The organism is Xanthomonas sp. NCPPB 1325, from assembly GCF_041477645.2.
In the GTDB taxonomy this organism is placed as follows: domain Bacteria; phylum Pseudomonadota; class Gammaproteobacteria; order Xanthomonadales; family Xanthomonadaceae; genus Xanthomonas; species Xanthomonas cannabis.
On record NZ_CM192985.1, the window covers coordinates 1,761,259 to 1,778,002 of the forward strand.

Annotated in this window: 12 protein-coding genes; 7 read left to right on the top strand and 5 right to left on the bottom strand. The window is 66.2% G+C overall.

The annotated features are described in order from the left end of the window. Positions 1 to 2: 2 nt before the first annotated feature. Together ACCQ10_RS07370 and ACCQ10_RS07375 are read right to left on the bottom strand one after the other, a co-directional pair. On the bottom strand, positions 3 to 767 hold the full coding sequence (locus ACCQ10_RS07370; RefSeq protein ID WP_372362647.1) for a fimbrial biogenesis chaperone: 765 nt from the start codon (positions 765 to 767) through the stop codon (positions 3 to 5). A gap of 8 nt (positions 768 to 775) precedes the next feature. Further along, entirely contained in the window at positions 776 to 1,300 is a 525-nt protein-coding gene (locus ACCQ10_RS07375; protein WP_449367374.1) for a Csu type fimbrial protein, read from the bottom strand. 315 nt (positions 1,301 to 1,615) lie between these two features. Between ACCQ10_RS07375 and map the strand changes: the two genes are divergently transcribed. From map to asnB, 7 genes are all read left to right on the top strand, one after another. After that, positions 1,616 to 2,392 carry a type I methionyl aminopeptidase gene (gene map / locus ACCQ10_RS07380; protein ID WP_039410342.1) on the top strand — a complete coding sequence of 259 codons (777 nt, stop codon included), beginning with the start codon at positions 1,616 to 1,618 and terminating at the stop codon, positions 2,390 to 2,392. Continuing rightward, positions 2,389 to 4,998: a [protein-PII] uridylyltransferase gene (locus ACCQ10_RS07385; protein ID WP_372362648.1), complete on the top strand. Its 2,610-nt coding sequence runs from the start codon at positions 2,389 to 2,391 to the stop codon at positions 4,996 to 4,998. Before map ends, ACCQ10_RS07385 begins: the two co-directional genes overlap by 4 nt. 17 nt (positions 4,999 to 5,015) lie before the next feature. After that, a complete protein-coding gene (gene dapD, locus ACCQ10_RS07390; RefSeq protein ID WP_372362649.1) occupies positions 5,016 to 6,161 on the top strand; it encodes a 2,3,4,5-tetrahydropyridine-2,6-dicarboxylate N-succinyltransferase in 1,146 nt (381 codons plus the stop codon). A 395-nt stretch (positions 6,162 to 6,556) separates the two neighbouring features. Further along, positions 6,557 to 6,913: an arsenate reductase gene (locus ACCQ10_RS07395; protein WP_372362650.1), complete on the top strand. Its 357-nt coding sequence runs from the start codon at positions 6,557 to 6,559 to the stop codon at positions 6,911 to 6,913. Positions 6,914 to 7,163: 250 nt separating this feature from the next. Next, positions 7,164 to 8,294, top strand: coding sequence for a succinyl-diaminopimelate desuccinylase (gene dapE, locus ACCQ10_RS07400; protein WP_372362651.1), 1,131 nt, complete (start codon positions 7,164 to 7,166; stop codon positions 8,292 to 8,294). A 21-nt stretch (positions 8,295 to 8,315) separates the two neighbouring features. Continuing rightward, positions 8,316 to 8,456 carry a hypothetical protein gene (locus ACCQ10_RS07405; RefSeq protein WP_158255441.1) on the top strand — a complete coding sequence of 47 codons (141 nt, stop codon included), beginning with the start codon at positions 8,316 to 8,318 and terminating at the stop codon, positions 8,454 to 8,456. 130 nt (positions 8,457 to 8,586) lie between these two features. Further along, positions 8,587 to 10,281 (top strand): asparagine synthase B, encoded by a 1,695-nt coding sequence (gene asnB, locus ACCQ10_RS07410; RefSeq protein ID WP_372362652.1) that lies wholly within the window; start codon positions 8,587 to 8,589, stop codon positions 10,279 to 10,281. 54 nt (positions 10,282 to 10,335) lie between these two features. Here the strand turns inward: asnB and hpaM are convergent, their stop codons facing one another. From hpaM to ACCQ10_RS07425, 3 genes are all read right to left on the bottom strand, one after another. Beyond that, positions 10,336 to 11,388: a type III secretion-associated outer membrane-bound protein HpaM gene (gene hpaM, locus ACCQ10_RS07415; protein WP_039410325.1), complete on the bottom strand. Its 1,053-nt coding sequence runs from the start codon at positions 11,386 to 11,388 to the stop codon at positions 10,336 to 10,338. Positions 11,389 to 11,677: 289 nt separating this feature from the next. Beyond that, the gene (locus ACCQ10_RS07420) at positions 11,678 to 13,816 is read right to left on the bottom strand and encodes a TonB-dependent siderophore receptor (protein WP_372362653.1); all 2,139 of its coding nucleotides are present in this window, start codon (positions 13,814 to 13,816) and stop codon (positions 11,678 to 11,680) included. Between the two features lie 461 nt (positions 13,817 to 14,277). Next, positions 14,278 to 16,671, bottom strand: a complete 2,394-nt coding sequence (locus ACCQ10_RS07425) for a penicillin acylase family protein (RefSeq protein ID WP_372362654.1) — start codon at positions 16,669 to 16,671, stop codon at positions 14,278 to 14,280. Positions 16,672 to 16,744: the final 73 nt, after the last annotated feature.

A 16,744-nucleotide genomic window follows, 5' to 3' on the forward strand; every position in this document is an offset into this window, starting at 1 on the left:
CATCACGGCGCCGTCGGCGCGGCCAACAGGGTACGTTCGTCAGCCTCACCATTGATCCTTGCGATGATGGCGCCGCGGGCGAACTGGGCCAGCGGTGCACCCAGCGACCAGCGCATGGTCTGCCCCGGCAGCACATAGCCGACCAGCCCGTTCAAGGCGGTCTTGGTGGCGCCGTCGACCCGGTGCTGCAGATCGGCGATCTGTGCATGCCCGCTGCCGGTATTGCTGATCTGGATCTGCGCAGTGCCGTCGCTGCCGGCCACCACCTGCGCGCTCAGGGTCGGGGTGGGCGCGGCATTGCCGGGCGGCAGCACGAAGATTGGTACCGAGTAGCGCAGCACGAACTGCATGCCCTTGCGGTCGGCATCGGCGCTGGGCAGTTCGTCGACGATGATGCGGTAGCTGGCTTCCTGGCTGCCGGGTGCGGGACCGGCACGGATTACCCGGATCAACTGGCGCTCGCCGGCGGCCAGGGTGCGCATCGGCGGGCTGATCAGCAGCTCCTGGGTCGGTGCGAGCTGGTCCTGGCCCTCGCGCTGGGTCCAGCGGTAGGCGCGGGTCTGCACCTGTACCGGCGCGCCGCCACTATTGCTCAGCCACAGCCCATCGGCGTTCTGTTCGGCGCTCAGGGTCAGCGAGGTCGGGGCCAGCTGCAGGCTGGCCGCCTGCGCGGCGGGCAGCGTCCAGGCACTGCCCAACAGGCCCAGGGCCAGTCCAGTCAGGACCAGCCGTGTGCGCACAGGAAACCGCAGGGGAGGCAAGGGCATGCGTGGTCTCAATAGACGATCGTCGCGGTGATCGTGTCCAGGTAACTACCGGTGGCGGCATTGGCAACCGACGGATTGGTCACGCGGCCGTAGACCGGATAGACCTGGTTGAGGCCGGTGGCGGTCCGGCTCAGGGTGTTGGTGCCGGTGGTGCTGCCCCACACCGTGCTGCGCGCCAGGTCCTGGTAGAGCTGGTAGGAAATGAAGTTGTTGGTGGTCACCAGCGGGTCGGCGTTCTTCATCCGGCGGGTGGTCACGTCATTGGCGGTGCCGGCGTTGCTGCCTGCGCTCAGCGCGATGTTGTAGGGGGTCAGTGCGGTGCACTGGGCGGTCACGCTGCCGTTGGCGTCGACATTGGCGGTCGAGGTGGACAGCACCGAGCCGAAGTCGACGTCCGTGGCAGAGGCGGCCGTGATCGTGCAGGCCTTGGTCACGGCGATCTTGACGTTGAAGGTGGTGGTGTCTGCAGCAGTCGCCATACCGATGGTCGAGAGCAGGCCGAGGGACAGCAGGACAGGGCGGACAGTACGCATGGACATTTCCTTGACCGGTTGGGTCAGCAGTGACGCGACAACATGTCGCCCTCCCTGCAATGCATTAGCTGTGCCAAACATAACGGCGATTGCGCCGGCTATCCAGCTGTTTTCAAAGGCCAATCTGACGAATATGCGATGTCCTGCGGATGACTCCGTTCACGCCAACTTTGACGCGCCTGGGACTGCGTCACACATGAATGTGCAGGCCGCGGCGACTTTCTGTTGCCCCGTCCGTTTGCGCGACGCCAATGCGTCTTGAAAAAGCGGGCATGGGTCGTTCAGATTCAGCCCGGATCGGCGATAATCCGCGCCATGAGCGTCAATCTGAAAACCAAAGAAGAAATCGAACTGATGCGTATCGCCGGCCGACTGGCCGCCGAGGTGCTCGATATCGTGGGCCCGCACGTCAAGCCGGGCGTCACCACGGCCGAGCTGGACCGCATCTGCCATGACCATATCGTCAATGTGCAGGGAACCATTCCTGCCAATGTCGGCTACCGCGGCTTCCCGAAGAGCGTGTGCACCTCGGTCAACAACGTGATCTGTCACGGCATCCCGAGCGCGGCCAAGGTCCTGAAGGATGGCGACATCGTCAATATCGATGTCACCGTCATCAAGGACGGCTGGCATGGCGACACCAGCCGCATGTACTACGTGGGCACTCCCTCGGTGATGGCCAAGCGCCTGGTGGACACCACCTATGAGGCCATGTGGCGCGGCATCCGCGCGGTCAAGCCGGGTGCGACGCTGGGCGATGTGGGCCATGCGATCCAGAAGTTCGCCGAGGCCGAGCGCTTCAGCGTGGTGCGCGACTATTGCGGCCATGGCATCGGCAAGGTCTACCACGACGAACCGCAGGTGATGCATTACGGCCGTCCGGGCGAAGGATTGGTGCTCAAGCCGGGCATGACCTTCACCATCGAGCCGATGATCAACGAAGGCACCTACCACCATAAGACCTTGCCCGATGGCTGGACCGTGGTCACCAAGGACCGCAAGCTGTCCGCGCAGTGGGAGCACATGGTGGCGGTGACCGAGGACGGCGTGGATGTGCTGACGCTGTCGGCCAACTCTCCCGCGCCGGTATGACGGCCACGCCGGCGGATCGACCCGAACCGGGCGTCGCCGGCGACGCGGACTGGGCCGCGCAGGCCCGTCCGCTGCTGGTGCACGCCGACATGCGGCTGTGCAAACGCTTCGATCAGGGCGAGCCGATCGAGCGGCTGGTGGCGCTGCGCGCACGCGCAGTCGATCAACTGATGCGCAATGCCTGGACGCGCTGCATTCCAGCCGACAGTGGCCTGTCGCTGCACGCGGTCGGCGGCTATGGGCGCGGTGAGTTGTTCCCGCGCTCGGACGTGGATGTACTGGTGCTGGGCGACACCGCTGCGCAGCAGGGCCACGAGCAGGCGCTGGCGCGGTTGTTCGCGCTGTTGTGGGATGTGGGCCTGCCGATCAGTCATGCGGTGCGCTCGCCTGCGCAGTGCACGGCCGCAGCGGCCGATCAGACCGTGCTCACCGCGCTGATCGAATCGCGCGCGCTGGTGGCCGATGGCGCGGCGCGCGCGGCGCTGGCAGCGGCCATCGCGCCGCAACAGGTGTGGCCGCCACGCGACTTCTTCCAGGCCAAGCGCGAGGAGCTGCTGACACGGCACGAGCGCTTCGGCGATACCGCCGACAACCTCGAACCCGACATCAAGGATGGCCCGGGCGGTCTGCGCGACCTGCAGACCCTGGGCTGGATGGCGTTGCGCGCGTTCGGAGTGAAGGATCTGGACGCGCTGGTCGGGCTGGGGCATGTGGGCCTGGACGAAGCGGCGGCGTTGCGGCGCGAACGCGAGGAACTGGCGCGGCTGCGCTTTGGCCTGCATATCGTTGCCAACCGGCCCGAAGAACGCCTGCGTTTCGATTACCAGAAGACCCTGGCGCAGCGGCTGGGATTTGCCGACGACCCAGAAAGCCTGGGCGTCGAAAAGATGATGCAGCGCTTCTACCGCAGCGCGGCGCTGATCCGCCGCATCAGCGACCGGCTGCTGCAGCGTTTCGAAGAACAGTTCGATGGCGAAGCGGTGCCGGAGCCGATCGGCGACGGGTTCAGCCTGCGCCGTGGCTATCTTGCCGCCGATGCGCAGACCTGGCCGGACGGCGACGTGCTGCAGATCTTTGCGCTGTTTGCGCAATGGGCGGCGCATCGCGAGGTGCGCGGGCTGCATTCGTTGACCGCGCGTGCGCTGGCCGAGGTCCTGCACGAGCTGCCGGCCTACGAGGTGGCCGATGCGACGGCACGCGAGCGTTTCATGGCGCTGCTGCGTGGCCCGCGTGCGGTGGAAACGCTCAATCGCATGGCGCGGCTGGGCGTGCTCGGGCAATGGATTCCGGCGTTTGCCAGCGTCTCCGGGCGCATGCAGTTCGACCTGTTCCATGTCTACACGGTGGATCAGCACACCTTGATGGTGTTGCGGAACATCGCGCTGTTTGCGGCCGGCCGTGCCGATGAGCGTTTTTCGATCACCCACGAAGTCTGGCCGCGCCTGCGCAAGCCCGAGCTGCTGCTGCTGGCCGGCCTGTTCCATGACATTGCCAAGGGTCGTGGCGGCGATCATTCCGAACTGGGCGCGGTCGACGCACGTGCGTTCTGCCTGGCGCATCGCCTGAGCGAAGGCGATACCGAGCTAGTGACCTGGCTGGTGGAGCAACACCTGCGCATGTCGGTCACCGCGCAAAAGCAGGACATCTCCGACCCGGAGGTGATCCATCGTTTCGCCACGCTGGTGGGGACGCGTGAGCGGCTGGATTATCTGTACCTTTTGACCTGCGCCGACATCGCCGGCACCAGCCCCAAGCTGTGGAATGCGTGGAAGGACCGGCTGCTGGCAGACCTGTACTTTGCGGCGCGCCGCGCCTTGCGCGAAGGCCTGGAGCATCCGCCGCCGCGCGAGGAGCGTCTGCGCGAAGCGCGCGACTCCGCGCGCGCGCTGATGCAGGCGCAAGGGCACGACGATGCCACCATCGACCGCCAGTTTGCCGGCATGCCGGACGAAAACTTCCTGCGCTTCCGCCCCGAGCAACTGGCCTGGCAGGCCGCATCGCTGATCGAAGTGGAGATCGGCCAGACCCTGGTCAAGGCGCGCCGTGCGGTGCCGGACAACGACGCGCTGGAAGTGTTCGTGTATTCGCCCGACCGCGATGGCCTGTTTGCGGCGATCGTGGCCACGCTGGACCGCAAGGGCTACGGCATCCACCGTGCGCGCGTGCTGGACGCGCCGCACGATGCGATCTTCGACGTGTTCGAAGTGTTGCCGCAGGACAGCTTTGCCGACGGCGATCCGCAGCGGCTGGCCGCGACCTTGCGCCAGGTGCTGGCCGGCGATCTGGCCAAGGTGCGCCCCGCGCGGCGCGCAGTGCCGCGCCAGCTGCGGCATTTCCGTTTTGCCCCGCGCGTGGAATTCAGCGAAAGCGCCGGCGGCCGGCGCACCCGCATCAGTCTGGTCGCCCCCGATCGCCCCGGCCTGCTGGCCGATGTCGCGCATGTCCTGCGCATCCAGCACCTGCGCGTGCACGACGCGCGTATCGCCACGTTTGGCGAGCGTGCCGAAGATCAGTTCCAGATCACCGACGAGCACGATCGCCCGTTGTCCGAATCCGCCCGGCAGGCGCTGCGCGATGCGCTGTGCGCCTGTCTCGATCCCGCCTAGTCCGTCCGGAGACCCCCATGGCCACCCCCAAGAAGACCACGCGCAAGCCCGGCGCCGCCACTACCGCCAGCAAGCGTGCAGCCACGCCTGCCGGCAAACCCGCCAAGGCCGCTGCGGCGGCCAGCGCCAAGCCGCCGGCAAGCGCCGCCGCCAGGCGCGATGCCAAGACGGCCGTTGCTAAGAAAGCGCCGGCAAAGAAAGTTGCCAGTGCTGCGCGTGTGGCCAAGCAGGCCACCCGCGTGGTCTCGGCACCGGCCGCCAGGAAGGCCACAGCAGCCAAGAAGTTGCCGATCGCCGAGCAGGCCGTACAGCGCGCAACGGCGCATGTGAGCAAGGACGAATTGAAGCTCGGTATCGAAAGCGCCTTCGAGCGCCGCGCCAGCCTGACGGTGGACGAGATCGAGGGCTCCACGCGTGCGATCGTCACGCGTGTGATCGACGGACTGGAAAGCGGCGAATTCCGCGTTGCCGAGCCGGACGGGCAGGGTGGCTGGACGGTCAACGAGTGGTTGAAGAAAGCCGTGCTGCTGTATTTCCGCGTCAACGAGATGGCGGTGATCGACGCGCAGCCGGCGCCGTTCTGGGACAAGGTGGAATCGCGTTTTGCCGATTTCCACGAAGCCGACTTCCGCAAGGCCGGCGTGCGCGTGGTGCCGGGTGCGGTGGCGCGCCGCGGAAGCTATTTCGGCAAGGACGTGGTGCTGATGCCGAGCTTCACCAACATCGGCGCCTACGTGGGCGAAGGCACCATGGTCGATACCTGGGCCACGGTGGGGTCGTGCGCGCAGATCGGCGCGCACTGCCATCTGTCCGGCGGCGCCGGCATCGGCGGCGTGCTCGAACCGCTGCAGGCCAGCCCCACCATCATCGAAGATCACTGCTTCATCGGTGCGCGCTCGGAAGTGGTGGAAGGCGTGGTCATCGGCCATCACAGCGTGATCGGCATGGGCGTGTTCATCAGCCAGAGCACGCGCATCTACAACCGTGCCACCGGCGAGATTTCCTACGGCTACGTGCCGCCGTACAGCGTGGTGGTGTCCGGCCAGCTGCCGTCCAAGGACGGCTCGCATTCGTTGTACTGCGCGGTGATCGTCAAGCAGGTGGATGCGAAAACGCGCAGCAAGACCAGCGTGAACGAATTGCTGCGCGGGCTGGCGGATTGATCCATCGTGCATCGGGACGAGGCTTGCGAGTTGCTCGGGCGCTGGCCGCGTGCCTCCCTTCTCCCACCGGGAGAAGGGGGCGCGAAGCGCCGGATGAGGGTACGAGCGAAGCCTGATGCGCGTTCTGTAAGAGGCTCCGCCCGTACCCTCACCCCAACCCCTCTCCCGGTGGGAGAGGGGCTTTGCAAGATGCTCGCGCTAAAGGAGGCAAGATGCTTGCGCTATGGGAGGGTGCGTGTGCTTCCCTTCTCCCACCGGGAGAAGGTGGCGCGAAGCGCCGGATGAGGGTACGAGCAAAGCCTGATGCGCGTTCTGTACAAGGCTTCGCCCGTACCTCACCCCAACCCCTCTCCCGGTGGGAGCGGGGCGTTATAGGCCGATTCTCCGGGATACAGATGACGACGCTCTACGGATTGAAGAACTGCGACACCTGCAAGAAGGCCACCAAGTGGCTGGACCGCTTCAATGTCGCCTATACGTTTGTGGACTACCGGGACAACACGCCGTCGCCGGAGACGCTGCTGGAATGGGCAGGCAAGGCGGGTGGATTCGAGGCCTTGATCAACAAGTCCTCCACCACCTGGCGTCAGTTGCCCGACAACAAGAAGACGCCCGGTTCGGATGCGGAGTGGAAGCTGCTGCTGCGCGAGTACCCGCAGTTGATCCGCCGCCCGCTGGTGGTGACCGACGACGGCGAGCTGAGTCAGGGCTTCTCCGATAACGGCTTCAAGAAGCGGTTCGGCATCGGCTGAGCGACTGCGGTTCCGACGGCGATGCCGGAGCGTGCTGCCGCTGGTGTCGTTGCTGCCATTGGTTCGCCGAGCGCCAGTTCGTTCATCCGTCCATCCGCTTGGCAAGCCGGTCGAGGTAGCGTTGGCAATGGCTCCCGGCAGCAACGTAGTCCGACAGCGCGACTGCGACCGCGATCGAACCACGCCGATCGATGCAAACCCGCTCCATTCCATCAACGCCGCTGATGCGGCTCCACTGCGGTGACGTTTCATGAGCGATGTGCTGGACCTGACCTGTGACCTCATTGCACGTGCCTCGGTGACGCCGGTGGATGCCGGATGTCAGGCACTGATTGCGCAGCGCCTGGGCGCGGCCGGATTCGCCTGCGAGCACCTGCGCCTGGGCGAGGTCGACAACCTGTGGGCCACGCATGGCAGCGGCGCGCCGGTGCTGGTGCTGCTCGGCCATACCGATGTGGTGCCGCCGGGACCGCGCGAGGCGTGGACCAGCGATCCGTTCGCCCCGCAGATCCGCGACGGCGTGCTGTACGGCCGTGGCGCCGCGGACATGAAAGGCAGCGTCGCGGCATTTGCAATCGCCGCAGAGCAGTTCGTTGCCGCCCATCCCGGGCATCCCGGCACGCTGGCAGTGTTGCTGACGTCCGATGAAGAGGGCGATGCCATCGACGGCGTGCGCCATGTCGCACGGCTGTTCGCCGAGCGCGGCCAGCAGATCGATTGGTGCATCACCGGCGAACCGTCGTCCACCGAGCGGCTGGGCGATCTACTGCGTGTGGGCCGGCGCGGCAGCCTTTCCGGCATGCTGACGGTGAAGGGCGTGCAAGGGCATGTGGCGTATCCGCACAAAGCACGCAACCCGATCCACCAGGCCGCACCGGCGCTGGCCGAACTGGTGGCGCGGCAGTGGGACGAGGGCTTTGAAAGCTTCCCGCCGACCAGCCTGCAACTCTCCAACATCCACGCCGGCACCGGTGCCAACAACGTGATCCCCGGCGAGCTGCAAGTGGCCTTCAACCTGCGCTACACCCCGCACTGGGATGCGCCGCAGCTGGAAGCGGAGATCACTGCATTGCTGGATCGGCATGCGCTGGATTACACGCTGCAGTGGCATCGCAGCGGCGAACCGTTCTACACCCCGGAAGGCCGCCTGCGCAGCGTTGCGCGCGCGGTGCTGGACGAGTTCGCCGGTGCGCCGCCGGAAGAGAGCACCGGCGGCGGCACCTCCGACGCGCGCTTCATCGCGCCGCTGGGCGCGCAATGCATCGAAGTGGGGCCGGTGAACGCGTCCATCCATCAGGTGGACGAGCACGTCCGCGTGGCCGACCTGGAAGCCTTGCCTGCGTTGTATCGCACGCTGATCGAGCGTTTGTTGAGCGCATGAGGTATTGGCGTCGGACCGTCGTTGCCGCTGAAACAGTTGCGCCAGCGAAAACGAACGGTTAGCGTCGACGCCATGGTCATCCACCTCGCCAACGTCAATAACGCCAACCGCAACACGCTGCGCGCGAATAATCGTGCGCGGCCGATGCGGGTCTGCGACTAGGCGAAGTTCACCCAAACGCCCAGGAATCAGAAAACCCGCATCGGCCGATGCGGGTTTTTTTTATGGGTGTCATTTCGTGCAGCACGCGTGTCCACCGGCCACCAATCCCGCAGTTCATCAGGAGTTTCCCATGTGTTCCATCTTCGGTATTTTCGGGCTGCAACCCGGTGACGATCTGCAGGCGCTACGCCGGCAGGCTCTGGAATGTTCGCAGCGTCAGCGCCATCGTGGCCCGGACTGGAGCGGCGTGTATGTCGATGGTGGTGCGATCCTGGTGCACGAGCGCCTGGCCATCGTCGACCCGGCCGGTGGCGCACAGCCGTTGCTTTCCGAAGATGGGCAACTGGTGTTGGCGGTGAATGGCGAAATCTACAACCATCGCGAAATCAAGCAGGAACTGCAGCAGGCCTACGCGTTCCAGACCGGCTCCGATTGCGAAGTGATCAATGCGCTGTATCGCGAAGATGCGCCGGCGTCCTATCTCAATCGCCTCAACGGCATCTTTGCCTTTGCGTTGTGGGACAAGGCCGCCGGCCGCGTGATCATTGCGCGTGATCCGATCGGAGTGGTGCCGCTGTACTGGGGCCACGACCGCGAGGGTCGCCTGCGGGTGGCGTCGGAACTGAAGTCGCTGGTGGACGAGTGCGCCGACGCCGCGCAATTTCCGCCGGGGCACTGGTACGACAGCGCCACCGGCGAACTGAGCCGTTACTACGAGCGTGCCTGGCGCGAATACGCTGAAGTGGAAGGCGTGCAGGTGCAGCTGCAGGAATTGCGCGAAGCCTTCGAGCGTGCCGTGCACCGCCAGCTGATGACCGATGTGCCGTACGGTGTGCTGCTGTCCGGCGGACTGGACTCGTCATTGGTCGCAGCCGTGGCTGCGCGTTATGCACGCCATCGCATCGAAGAAAACGACACCACCGAAGCGTGGTGGCCGCGGCTGCATTCGTTTGCGATCGGCTTGCAGGGGTCGCCCGATCTTGCCGCCGCAGAAGTCGCGGCGGCGGCGCTGGGCACCGTGCACCACGGCTTCGAATACACCTTCGAAGAAGGGTTGGATGCGCTGCCGGAAGTGATTCGCCATATCGAGACCTACGACGTCACCACCATCCGGGCATCGACGCCGATGTTCCTGCTGGCGCGGCGGATCAAGGCGATGGGCGTCAAGATGGTGCTGTCGGGCGAAGGCAGCGACGAAATCTTCGGTGGCTACCTGTATTTCCACAAGGCACCCAATGCGCGCGAGTTCCACGAAGAACTGGTGCGCAAGCTCGATGCGCTGAACAACTACGATTGCCTGCGTGCCAACAAGTCGATGATGGCCTGGGGCGTGGAGCCGCGGGTGCCGTTCCTGGACCGCGAGTTCCTGGATGTGGCCATGCGCATGGACGCCAGCTTCAAGATGATCGACAAGACCAGCACGGGCGCCACGCGCATGGAAAAGGGCGTGTTGCGCGAGGCCTTTGCCGGCTATCTGCCCGAATCGATCCTGTGGCGGCAGAAGGAGCAATTCAGCGACGGCGTCGGCTACGGCTGGATCGATGGGCTCAAGGAGCATGCCGCCTCGCACGTCAGCGACCGCGAACTGGCTGCGACCGGCAAGCGCTTCCCGGTCAATCCGCCGCAGACCAAGGAAGCGTATTTCTATCGCAGTGTGTTCGAGCAGTTCTTCCCGAGCCAGGCGGCGGCGGAGACGGTGCCAGGCGGCAAGTCGATTGCCTGCTCGTCGCCCACCGCGATTGCCTGGGATGCGAGTTTTGCCGCGATGGCCGACCCATCCGGCCGGGCGATCGCAGGCGTGCACGCACAGGCGCTGGCCTCCTGAGGCAGTAGGCTTGCAGCGGCCGGCACGCGCCAACGCGCGGCCGGCCGCCTTGGCTTATTGTTCGTGGCGCACGCAATAACCGTAGCGTTGCGGCTCGATATCCACGCCGGCGACATCGGCCTGGTTGTTACGCCACAGGTTGGGCTTGAAGTCGGCGGCCGTGCAATTGGCCGCGCGGTCCACGCCGATGGTGTAGGTGAACGGCGTATTGGAGAAGCGGTTGTTCTCGAACACGTTGTCCTGGCTCATGCTGTTGTCCCAGCACAGGATTTCCGGCGTGCGATAGCGGATGGCGCAGGCCAGGAAGACGCCGGCGACCTTGTTGCCGTCGAACTGGTTGTTGCTGAAGCGGTTGCGCCGCGCATCGGACAGGTAGATGCCCTGGCTGCCATTGCGCTCGAAGCGGTTGTTGCGGATCTCGCTGTCTTCCAGATGCTCGGTGGTCAGGCCTGCAGCCACATTGTCGTGGATGTAGTTGTTGACCATGGTCACCTTGGCGGTGCGGTTGAACGACACGCCGTCCCAGATGGCGCCGGAGACATCGTTGTTTTCGATGGTGATCTCGCGGGTGTCGTACTCGCTCAGCAGGCAGGCACTGCGGCACTTGTTGACTTGTAGACCGGCAAGCCGGATGCCCTGGCCGGAGCGCACCACCACCGCGCTGTTGCTCAGGTACGGGCGCTCGGGCATGAACTCCTTGTCGCCGGTGCTGGCCACGATCTGCATGTCTTCGATGCTGACGTTGCGGATCACCCCGGTGGGCTGCTGGTTTTCGTAGTCGCCTACCACCAGCACAGGCTGTTGCACGCCGTCGGCCATGCGCAGCACCGTGCCCGGACCCTTGCCGCGCAGGGTCAGGTTGCCACGATGGATCGACACCAGCCCGTTGAGCGGAAATTCGCCTTTTTCCAGGCACAGCACGGCCGGCGTGTCGCCCAGCGGCAGTTTGTCGATGGCTTTTTGCAGATCCTGCCCCGGCTTCACCTTGGCGGTGCAACTGGCCACCGGCGCGGCAGGCGGGCCCGGAGTGGTTGGTGGCGCGGCCGAACAGGCGGCCGAGAACAGCAGGGGCAACAGGGCGGAAACAGAGCGGGCAAGCTGAGGCATGCGGATTCCGGTCAGTGAGGGGAGGAGGGCGATGTGCGGTAGCTCTCTACCGATCGCGACGGCCTCTAGTGTGTCCCACCGAACGTTAAGTTCCAGCCCATGCATGCCCGCGCGATTCGGCGCAGGTTCATTGCGCGGCCATCGCTACCGCCGCAACCGTGCGTTGTTGCACAGTTGCCACCGCCACACGCAGACGCGTGGCAGCGATGGCGATGGCACGAGCTGAATTACAGGATCCGCACTCCGCACTCCGCACGCATGCAGGAGTGCGCACCACTGCAAGCGGCGATCAGAAGCTGTAGGCCAGTTGTGCGTAGATGCGTCGCGGCTCGCCCGGGAAGTGGCCGCCGCGTGCATTGAAACCGCTCACCGCGTACACCTTGTCGAACAGGTTCTTGACGTTGATCTGCAGCTTCCAAGCGTCCCACTGCGTCTGCCAGCTGATGTCGTAGATGGCGTACGGTTTGACTCGCTGGCCTTCGAGGCTGACCCGCTCGCCCACGTAGTCGGCGCCGAACGCGACCGCCGAGCGCCATGCCGGCAGGTCGTAGCGGGTCCATAGCCCGAAGGTGTTGCGTGGAGCGTTGGCGAAGCGATCGCCGGAGGCATTGGTGATGCCATTGGTCCCCGCGTCCAGCACGCGTGCATCGTTGTACGCATAGGTCAGATTGAGCACCCAGCGCTCGGTGAGGTCGGCCAGCAGGTCCACCTCCAGCCCTTCGCTGCGCACCAGTCCGAGTGCAGACAGCTGATTGACCCCATCGACGACAGCTCCATTGGCCTGGACGATGTTGCTGCGTTCGATGCGATACAGCGCGGTGTTGAGGGTCAACCCACCATCGTTGAGCGCGGTTTTCAGGCCAAGCTCCCACTGCGTGCTGCGTTCCGGATCGAATGGTCCGCCCACGCTGGCATCCTGATTGGCCGCATCCTGCGGCAGGAAACCGCTGGCATAACTGGCGTAGGCATTGACGCCATCGCGCAGCACGACGGTGCTGCCCACGCGCCAGCTGAGGTCGTTGCCGGTGACGCGCGAATCGTCCAGCAGGTTGTCGTCCTTGAAGCCGTCCCAGCGCACGCCGGCCATTGCATGCCAGCGCGGCGTCAGCGTGAGTTCGTCCTGCAGATATGCGCCATAACGCTGGCTGCGCGTGCTGGTGGCGCGCCAGGGCAGTGTGTCCAGCCCGTAGTCGTAGAAGCCGCTGCGCCCGTACACCGGGTTGAACAGATCGATACCCGGCACTGGCCCGCGCACGCGCCCGGTATCGGCGGTGTTGGCGGTCTGTGCACGGAAATCGGCATCCAGACGGTAGTAATCGGCGCCCATCAGCAGCTTGTGCTCGATCGCGCCGGTGCTGGTGCGGAACACCGCGTTGACGTTGCTGGAAATCGCATCGTTGTCGCGGTACTGGTTGCGCAACTGGCGCGTCATCCACTCGGCCGTACCGTCGCGATCGCGGTCGATCAGGCCCATCGGCTCGTGATAGATCTGATGTTCGTCGTTCTTGAACCAGCGCACCGCCATGTCCACGTCCCACGCGCTGGACGGCGCAAACCGGTACTGCGCGAACGCCACCTTGGCGCGCATGTCGAGAAAGTCGGTGGGTTCGTTGTGGTTCCAACGGCGGTCGGTGAGGAAGTTGCCGTCGTCATCCACCGGCACCCCGCGCAGGCGGTTGCCGCCCAGGTTCTGGGTGATGTCGGTGTACTGCAGGGTGAGCTCGCCGGTGTCGCCGATATCGAAGGCCACCGACGCATCGCCGATCTGGCTTTGACTGTCGGTGTTCCAGCGAAAGCCGTCCTCGCCATCGGCATAGGCGCCGACGCGGTAGCGGATGCGGCCGTCGGCGCGCGCGGGGCCGGTGGCTTCGAACGAGGCCGCGCCGAAGGACTGATTGCCCACCTGCAACTCGATCCGGCGCTGCGCCTGATGCGCCGGCTTGCGGGTGACATAGTTGATGACGCCGCCCGGCTCGCCGCCGCCATACAGCGCGCCCGCCGGACCCTTGAGCACTTCCACGCGTTCGATGTTGAACAGCTGTGGCACCGAGAAGCCGGCGTACGGGTCGCCGCGCAGTCCGTCGTAGAGCACGTTTTCCTGGCGGAAACCGCGCAAGGTCACGCCGGCGTAGCTGAAGAAACTGATGCCGCTGATGCTGCGATACAGATCGGTGATCTGGCGCGCGGCCTGGTCGTCGATCAACTCGCGCGGCAGGACCTGCACCGATTGCGGCACCAGTGCCAGCGGTGTGTCGGTCCGCGTGGCCACGGCGGCGTCGTCGGATTTGTAGAGGGTCTGCGCGCGGCCGACGACATTCACGCCATCCAGCTCGGTCAAGGCCGGAGGGGCGCCGTGTTGAGCCAAAGCAGGCAGGGCAGGTAGAGCGAGCGCAGCGGAGAGCGCGGTGACAAGGAGCGTGGGGCGCATTGGTCACTAATGGGAATGGTTATCAAATGCATCTTAGCACGATGTGATTGGCCAATTGCAGAGGTCGCTGCGAAGGAGCGAAGCGTGTGGGCGTGGTTGTGTGATTTGCTTGTGTGCGTGTGCGGATGCGTGCGCGGATGCAGTCACGCGAGCTGCGAGCTGCGAGCTGCGAAGGCAGAAGACAGAAGACGCCCCGCCGGGGGAGCGGCTTCAGAACATGGCGGCCATGCCCGCATTCCCTTCTCCCACCGGGAGAAGGTGCCCGAAGGGCGGATGAGGGTGCGGTGCCGCGGGATGGTGCCGGTTGCGGGACTCGCCTCGGCTCTGGCTGATCCATAGGGATGAAGCCCGTACCCTCACCCCAACCCCTCTCCCGACGGGAGAGGGGCTTCCGCATGGCGGCGATGCTCGATGGTTCTTTTTTTTTCCGTAGCCGCTAAGCAGCAGCGTTGCGGGCGCTTTTACTGCGGACGCAATTGCAGCGTGTAGCGCGTGGCAGTGGGCAGAAAAGGTGTGGGCCGTCCATGCACCCAATCGTCGTGGCCCGCGCCCCAGTACGGTGACAGCGGGTGGCCGCTCTGGCCGCCGGGCATGTGCACGATGCCGTCCTGCTCGTGCCCGGGAGACACCACCATGCGCTCGGAGGCACCGAACGCCGGGCCTTGCACGCGTGGCATGTCGCGGTCGCCCGGCAGTTGGTCCGGTGGCATGCAGAGCCAGCGGCTGGCCAGCGCCGGCAACGCGCGGGCGATTGGATGGCAGATGGCAGCGGTGTTGCGCTCGCCCCAGGTGCGCTTGCCCAGTGGTTCGCCGGGCGCTGCCTGTGCGGCCAGCTCACGCTGCGCGCTACGGGCGGCGTCGCCAAGCAACTGGTCCCAGCTCGCATAGCTTGGTGGCAGCAGATGCGCCGGGCGCTGTTGCAGAAGCGGCCACACGACCCCTTCCAGTTGCGCGCGACGTGGCGGCAGAAAGTCATTGCCAAGCGCAGCTTTCCCGGGGGCAAGCAGGCCGGCTTGCACCGCAGCGATGGTATTGCTGCGGAACTCGCGCACGATGCGATAGCTGGCCGAATCGGTGGAGGCATGGCCACTCCACCGCCGCGTTGCCACCTCGATTTGCTGCAAGGCCGGGTCGTTGCTGTGCGCGACCACGCCGCGCAGCACCTGCCACCACCGTGTCAGCAACACCGCGCGATCGTCCAGCTGGATCGCCAGCAGATCGCGCTCGGTGAAGCGCTGCCTGGCGAACAGGGCGTCGCGGATCTGCTGGGCACGTGCGCCCAGGTCGTAGCCGGCATTGCCCAGCGTGGCCAGTTGCTGCGCGTCGACAACCCGGCTGTTGGCGGTCCAGAGCCGATGCGAGGGCGGGTCGATCAGCGCGGGCGCTGCGTCGCTGCGCAGCGGCCACGGTGTGCAAGCGGCCGGCGGCGTGGTGGCCGGCGCTGGCGGGGCGGTCTGTGGCGAGGCTGCAAGGTCGGCGATGCCGGTCGGGCTGCAGCCGGGGTTGCGTGCAGGGCGCGCGCCGATCAGTCGCCAGCCGATGCGCCCGCTGCGGTCGGCGACCACCAGGTTCTGCGCGGGAATGCCGGAGCGGTCCGCTACCGCAAAGGCGTCCTGCAGGTCGCGTGCGCGGCTCATCTGCGCAAAGTCCAGGCGGATGGCGCCGGGCAACTGCGCGGCCCAGCGCAGCGCCAGCACGCTGCCATCTGCATTTTCGTGCAGGATCGGCCCCCATGCCGCTTCGCGCACCTCAAAGCGCACCGGTGTCGCGCCGGCGACGCGGATCGTTTCGACATGCGTGGTCAGTGCCTGCGGGTGATCCGGCGTCGCCGGCGCGAGACGCGCGAAGTCGGCGGTGTCGATATAGCTGTTGGTGAAGGCCCAGGCCACGTGGCCATTGCTGCCGACCACCACCGCCGGCAGGCCGGGCAGGGTGAAGCCGGTGACATCCACCTTGCCATCGGCTGCGGCCGTGTCGGGGTAGCGCAGCCGTGCACGGAACCAGATGTTGGGGGCGCGCAGGCCCAGGTGCATGTCGTCGGCCACGATGGCGCGGCCGTCGGCGGTCAGGCGGCCATCCACCGCAAAATTATTGCTGCCCGGCGTGGGCTGCTCGGCCTGCGGTGCGGCGGGTGGATGCGGCAGGCGGCGCAGATCCAGCGTCCCCGCATCCGGCAGCACCGCATCGCCCTGTGCCGGGCCGAACAGCGGCGCATCCCAGCTGGAACCCTGGTGATCGAGCAAGGCCGCCAGTGCCGGTGGCACCACCGCGCGCAGACGCGCGGCGGCCAGTTCGGTCTGGTTGTCGCTGTCCTGCAGGTCGGCGTACATCGCCATGCCGGTCAGGATCGAATCTTCCAGGGTCCAGGCACGCGGCGTCTGGCGCAGCAGCAGGTACGGCCAGGGGCGCACCGACAGCGCGGCCAGCCCCGCGTTCACACCGTCGGTATATGCCTGCAGCGCGGCACGCTCGCTGCCGGCTGCAATCTGCAGGCTGGCCTGCACGCGTGCGCGCAGCCGGTGGACGCGGTTGCGTTTGTCCAGGTCCACCGCCTTGGCGCCGAACAGCTCCGACAGCTCGCCGGCGGGCGCACGGCGCATCAGGTCCATCTCGAAATAGCGCTCCTGAGCATGCACGTAGCCGAGTGCGCGCATCGCATCGATCTGGCTGGCCGCATCCAGCGTGACCACGCCGTTCCGGTCGCGCTGGACGCGCACTGGCGCGCGCAGCCCGGCCAGAGCGGTGCCGCCATCCAGCTGTGGCAGGCTGCCGCGCAGCAGCAGATACAGGACCACGCCGGCTGCCAGGGCCAGCACCACGATTGCCAGTGTCAGCCGGCCCAGCCATTTGCGCATTTCCATGTCCCTGAGTGTGGATTGCTGACAGGCCGCGATGCGGTGGCGGCGGACTGCGCGGCGCGGGGATCAC

Bases quoted from the DNA above. Each gene is read 5' to 3' on its own strand.
- ACCQ10_RS07370 (WP_372362647.1), bottom strand. From the start codon at position 767: ATGCCCTTGCCTCCCCTGCGGTTTCCTGTGCGCACACGGCTGGTCCTG.
- ACCQ10_RS07375 (WP_449367374.1), bottom strand. From the start codon at position 1,300: ATGCGTACTGTCCGCCCTGTCCTGCTGTCCCTCGGCCTGCTCTCGACC.
- map (WP_039410342.1), top strand. From the start codon at position 1,616: ATGAGCGTCAATCTGAAAACCAAAGAAGAAATCGAACTGATGCGTATC.
- ACCQ10_RS07385 (WP_372362648.1), top strand. From the start codon at position 2,389: ATGACGGCCACGCCGGCGGATCGACCCGAACCGGGCGTCGCCGGCGAC.
- dapD (WP_372362649.1), top strand. From the start codon at position 5,016: ATGGCCACCCCCAAGAAGACCACGCGCAAGCCCGGCGCCGCCACTACC.
- ACCQ10_RS07395 (WP_372362650.1), top strand. From the start codon at position 6,557: ATGACGACGCTCTACGGATTGAAGAACTGCGACACCTGCAAGAAGGCC.
- dapE (WP_372362651.1), top strand. From the start codon at position 7,164: ATGAGCGATGTGCTGGACCTGACCTGTGACCTCATTGCACGTGCCTCG.
- asnB (WP_372362652.1), top strand. From the start codon at position 8,587: ATGTGTTCCATCTTCGGTATTTTCGGGCTGCAACCCGGTGACGATCTG.
- hpaM (WP_039410325.1), bottom strand. From the start codon at position 11,388: ATGCCTCAGCTTGCCCGCTCTGTTTCCGCCCTGTTGCCCCTGCTGTTC.
- ACCQ10_RS07420 (WP_372362653.1), bottom strand. From the start codon at position 13,816: ATGCGCCCCACGCTCCTTGTCACCGCGCTCTCCGCTGCGCTCGCTCTA.
- ACCQ10_RS07425 (WP_372362654.1), bottom strand. From the start codon at position 16,671: ATGCGCAAATGGCTGGGCCGGCTGACACTGGCAATCGTGGTGCTGGCC.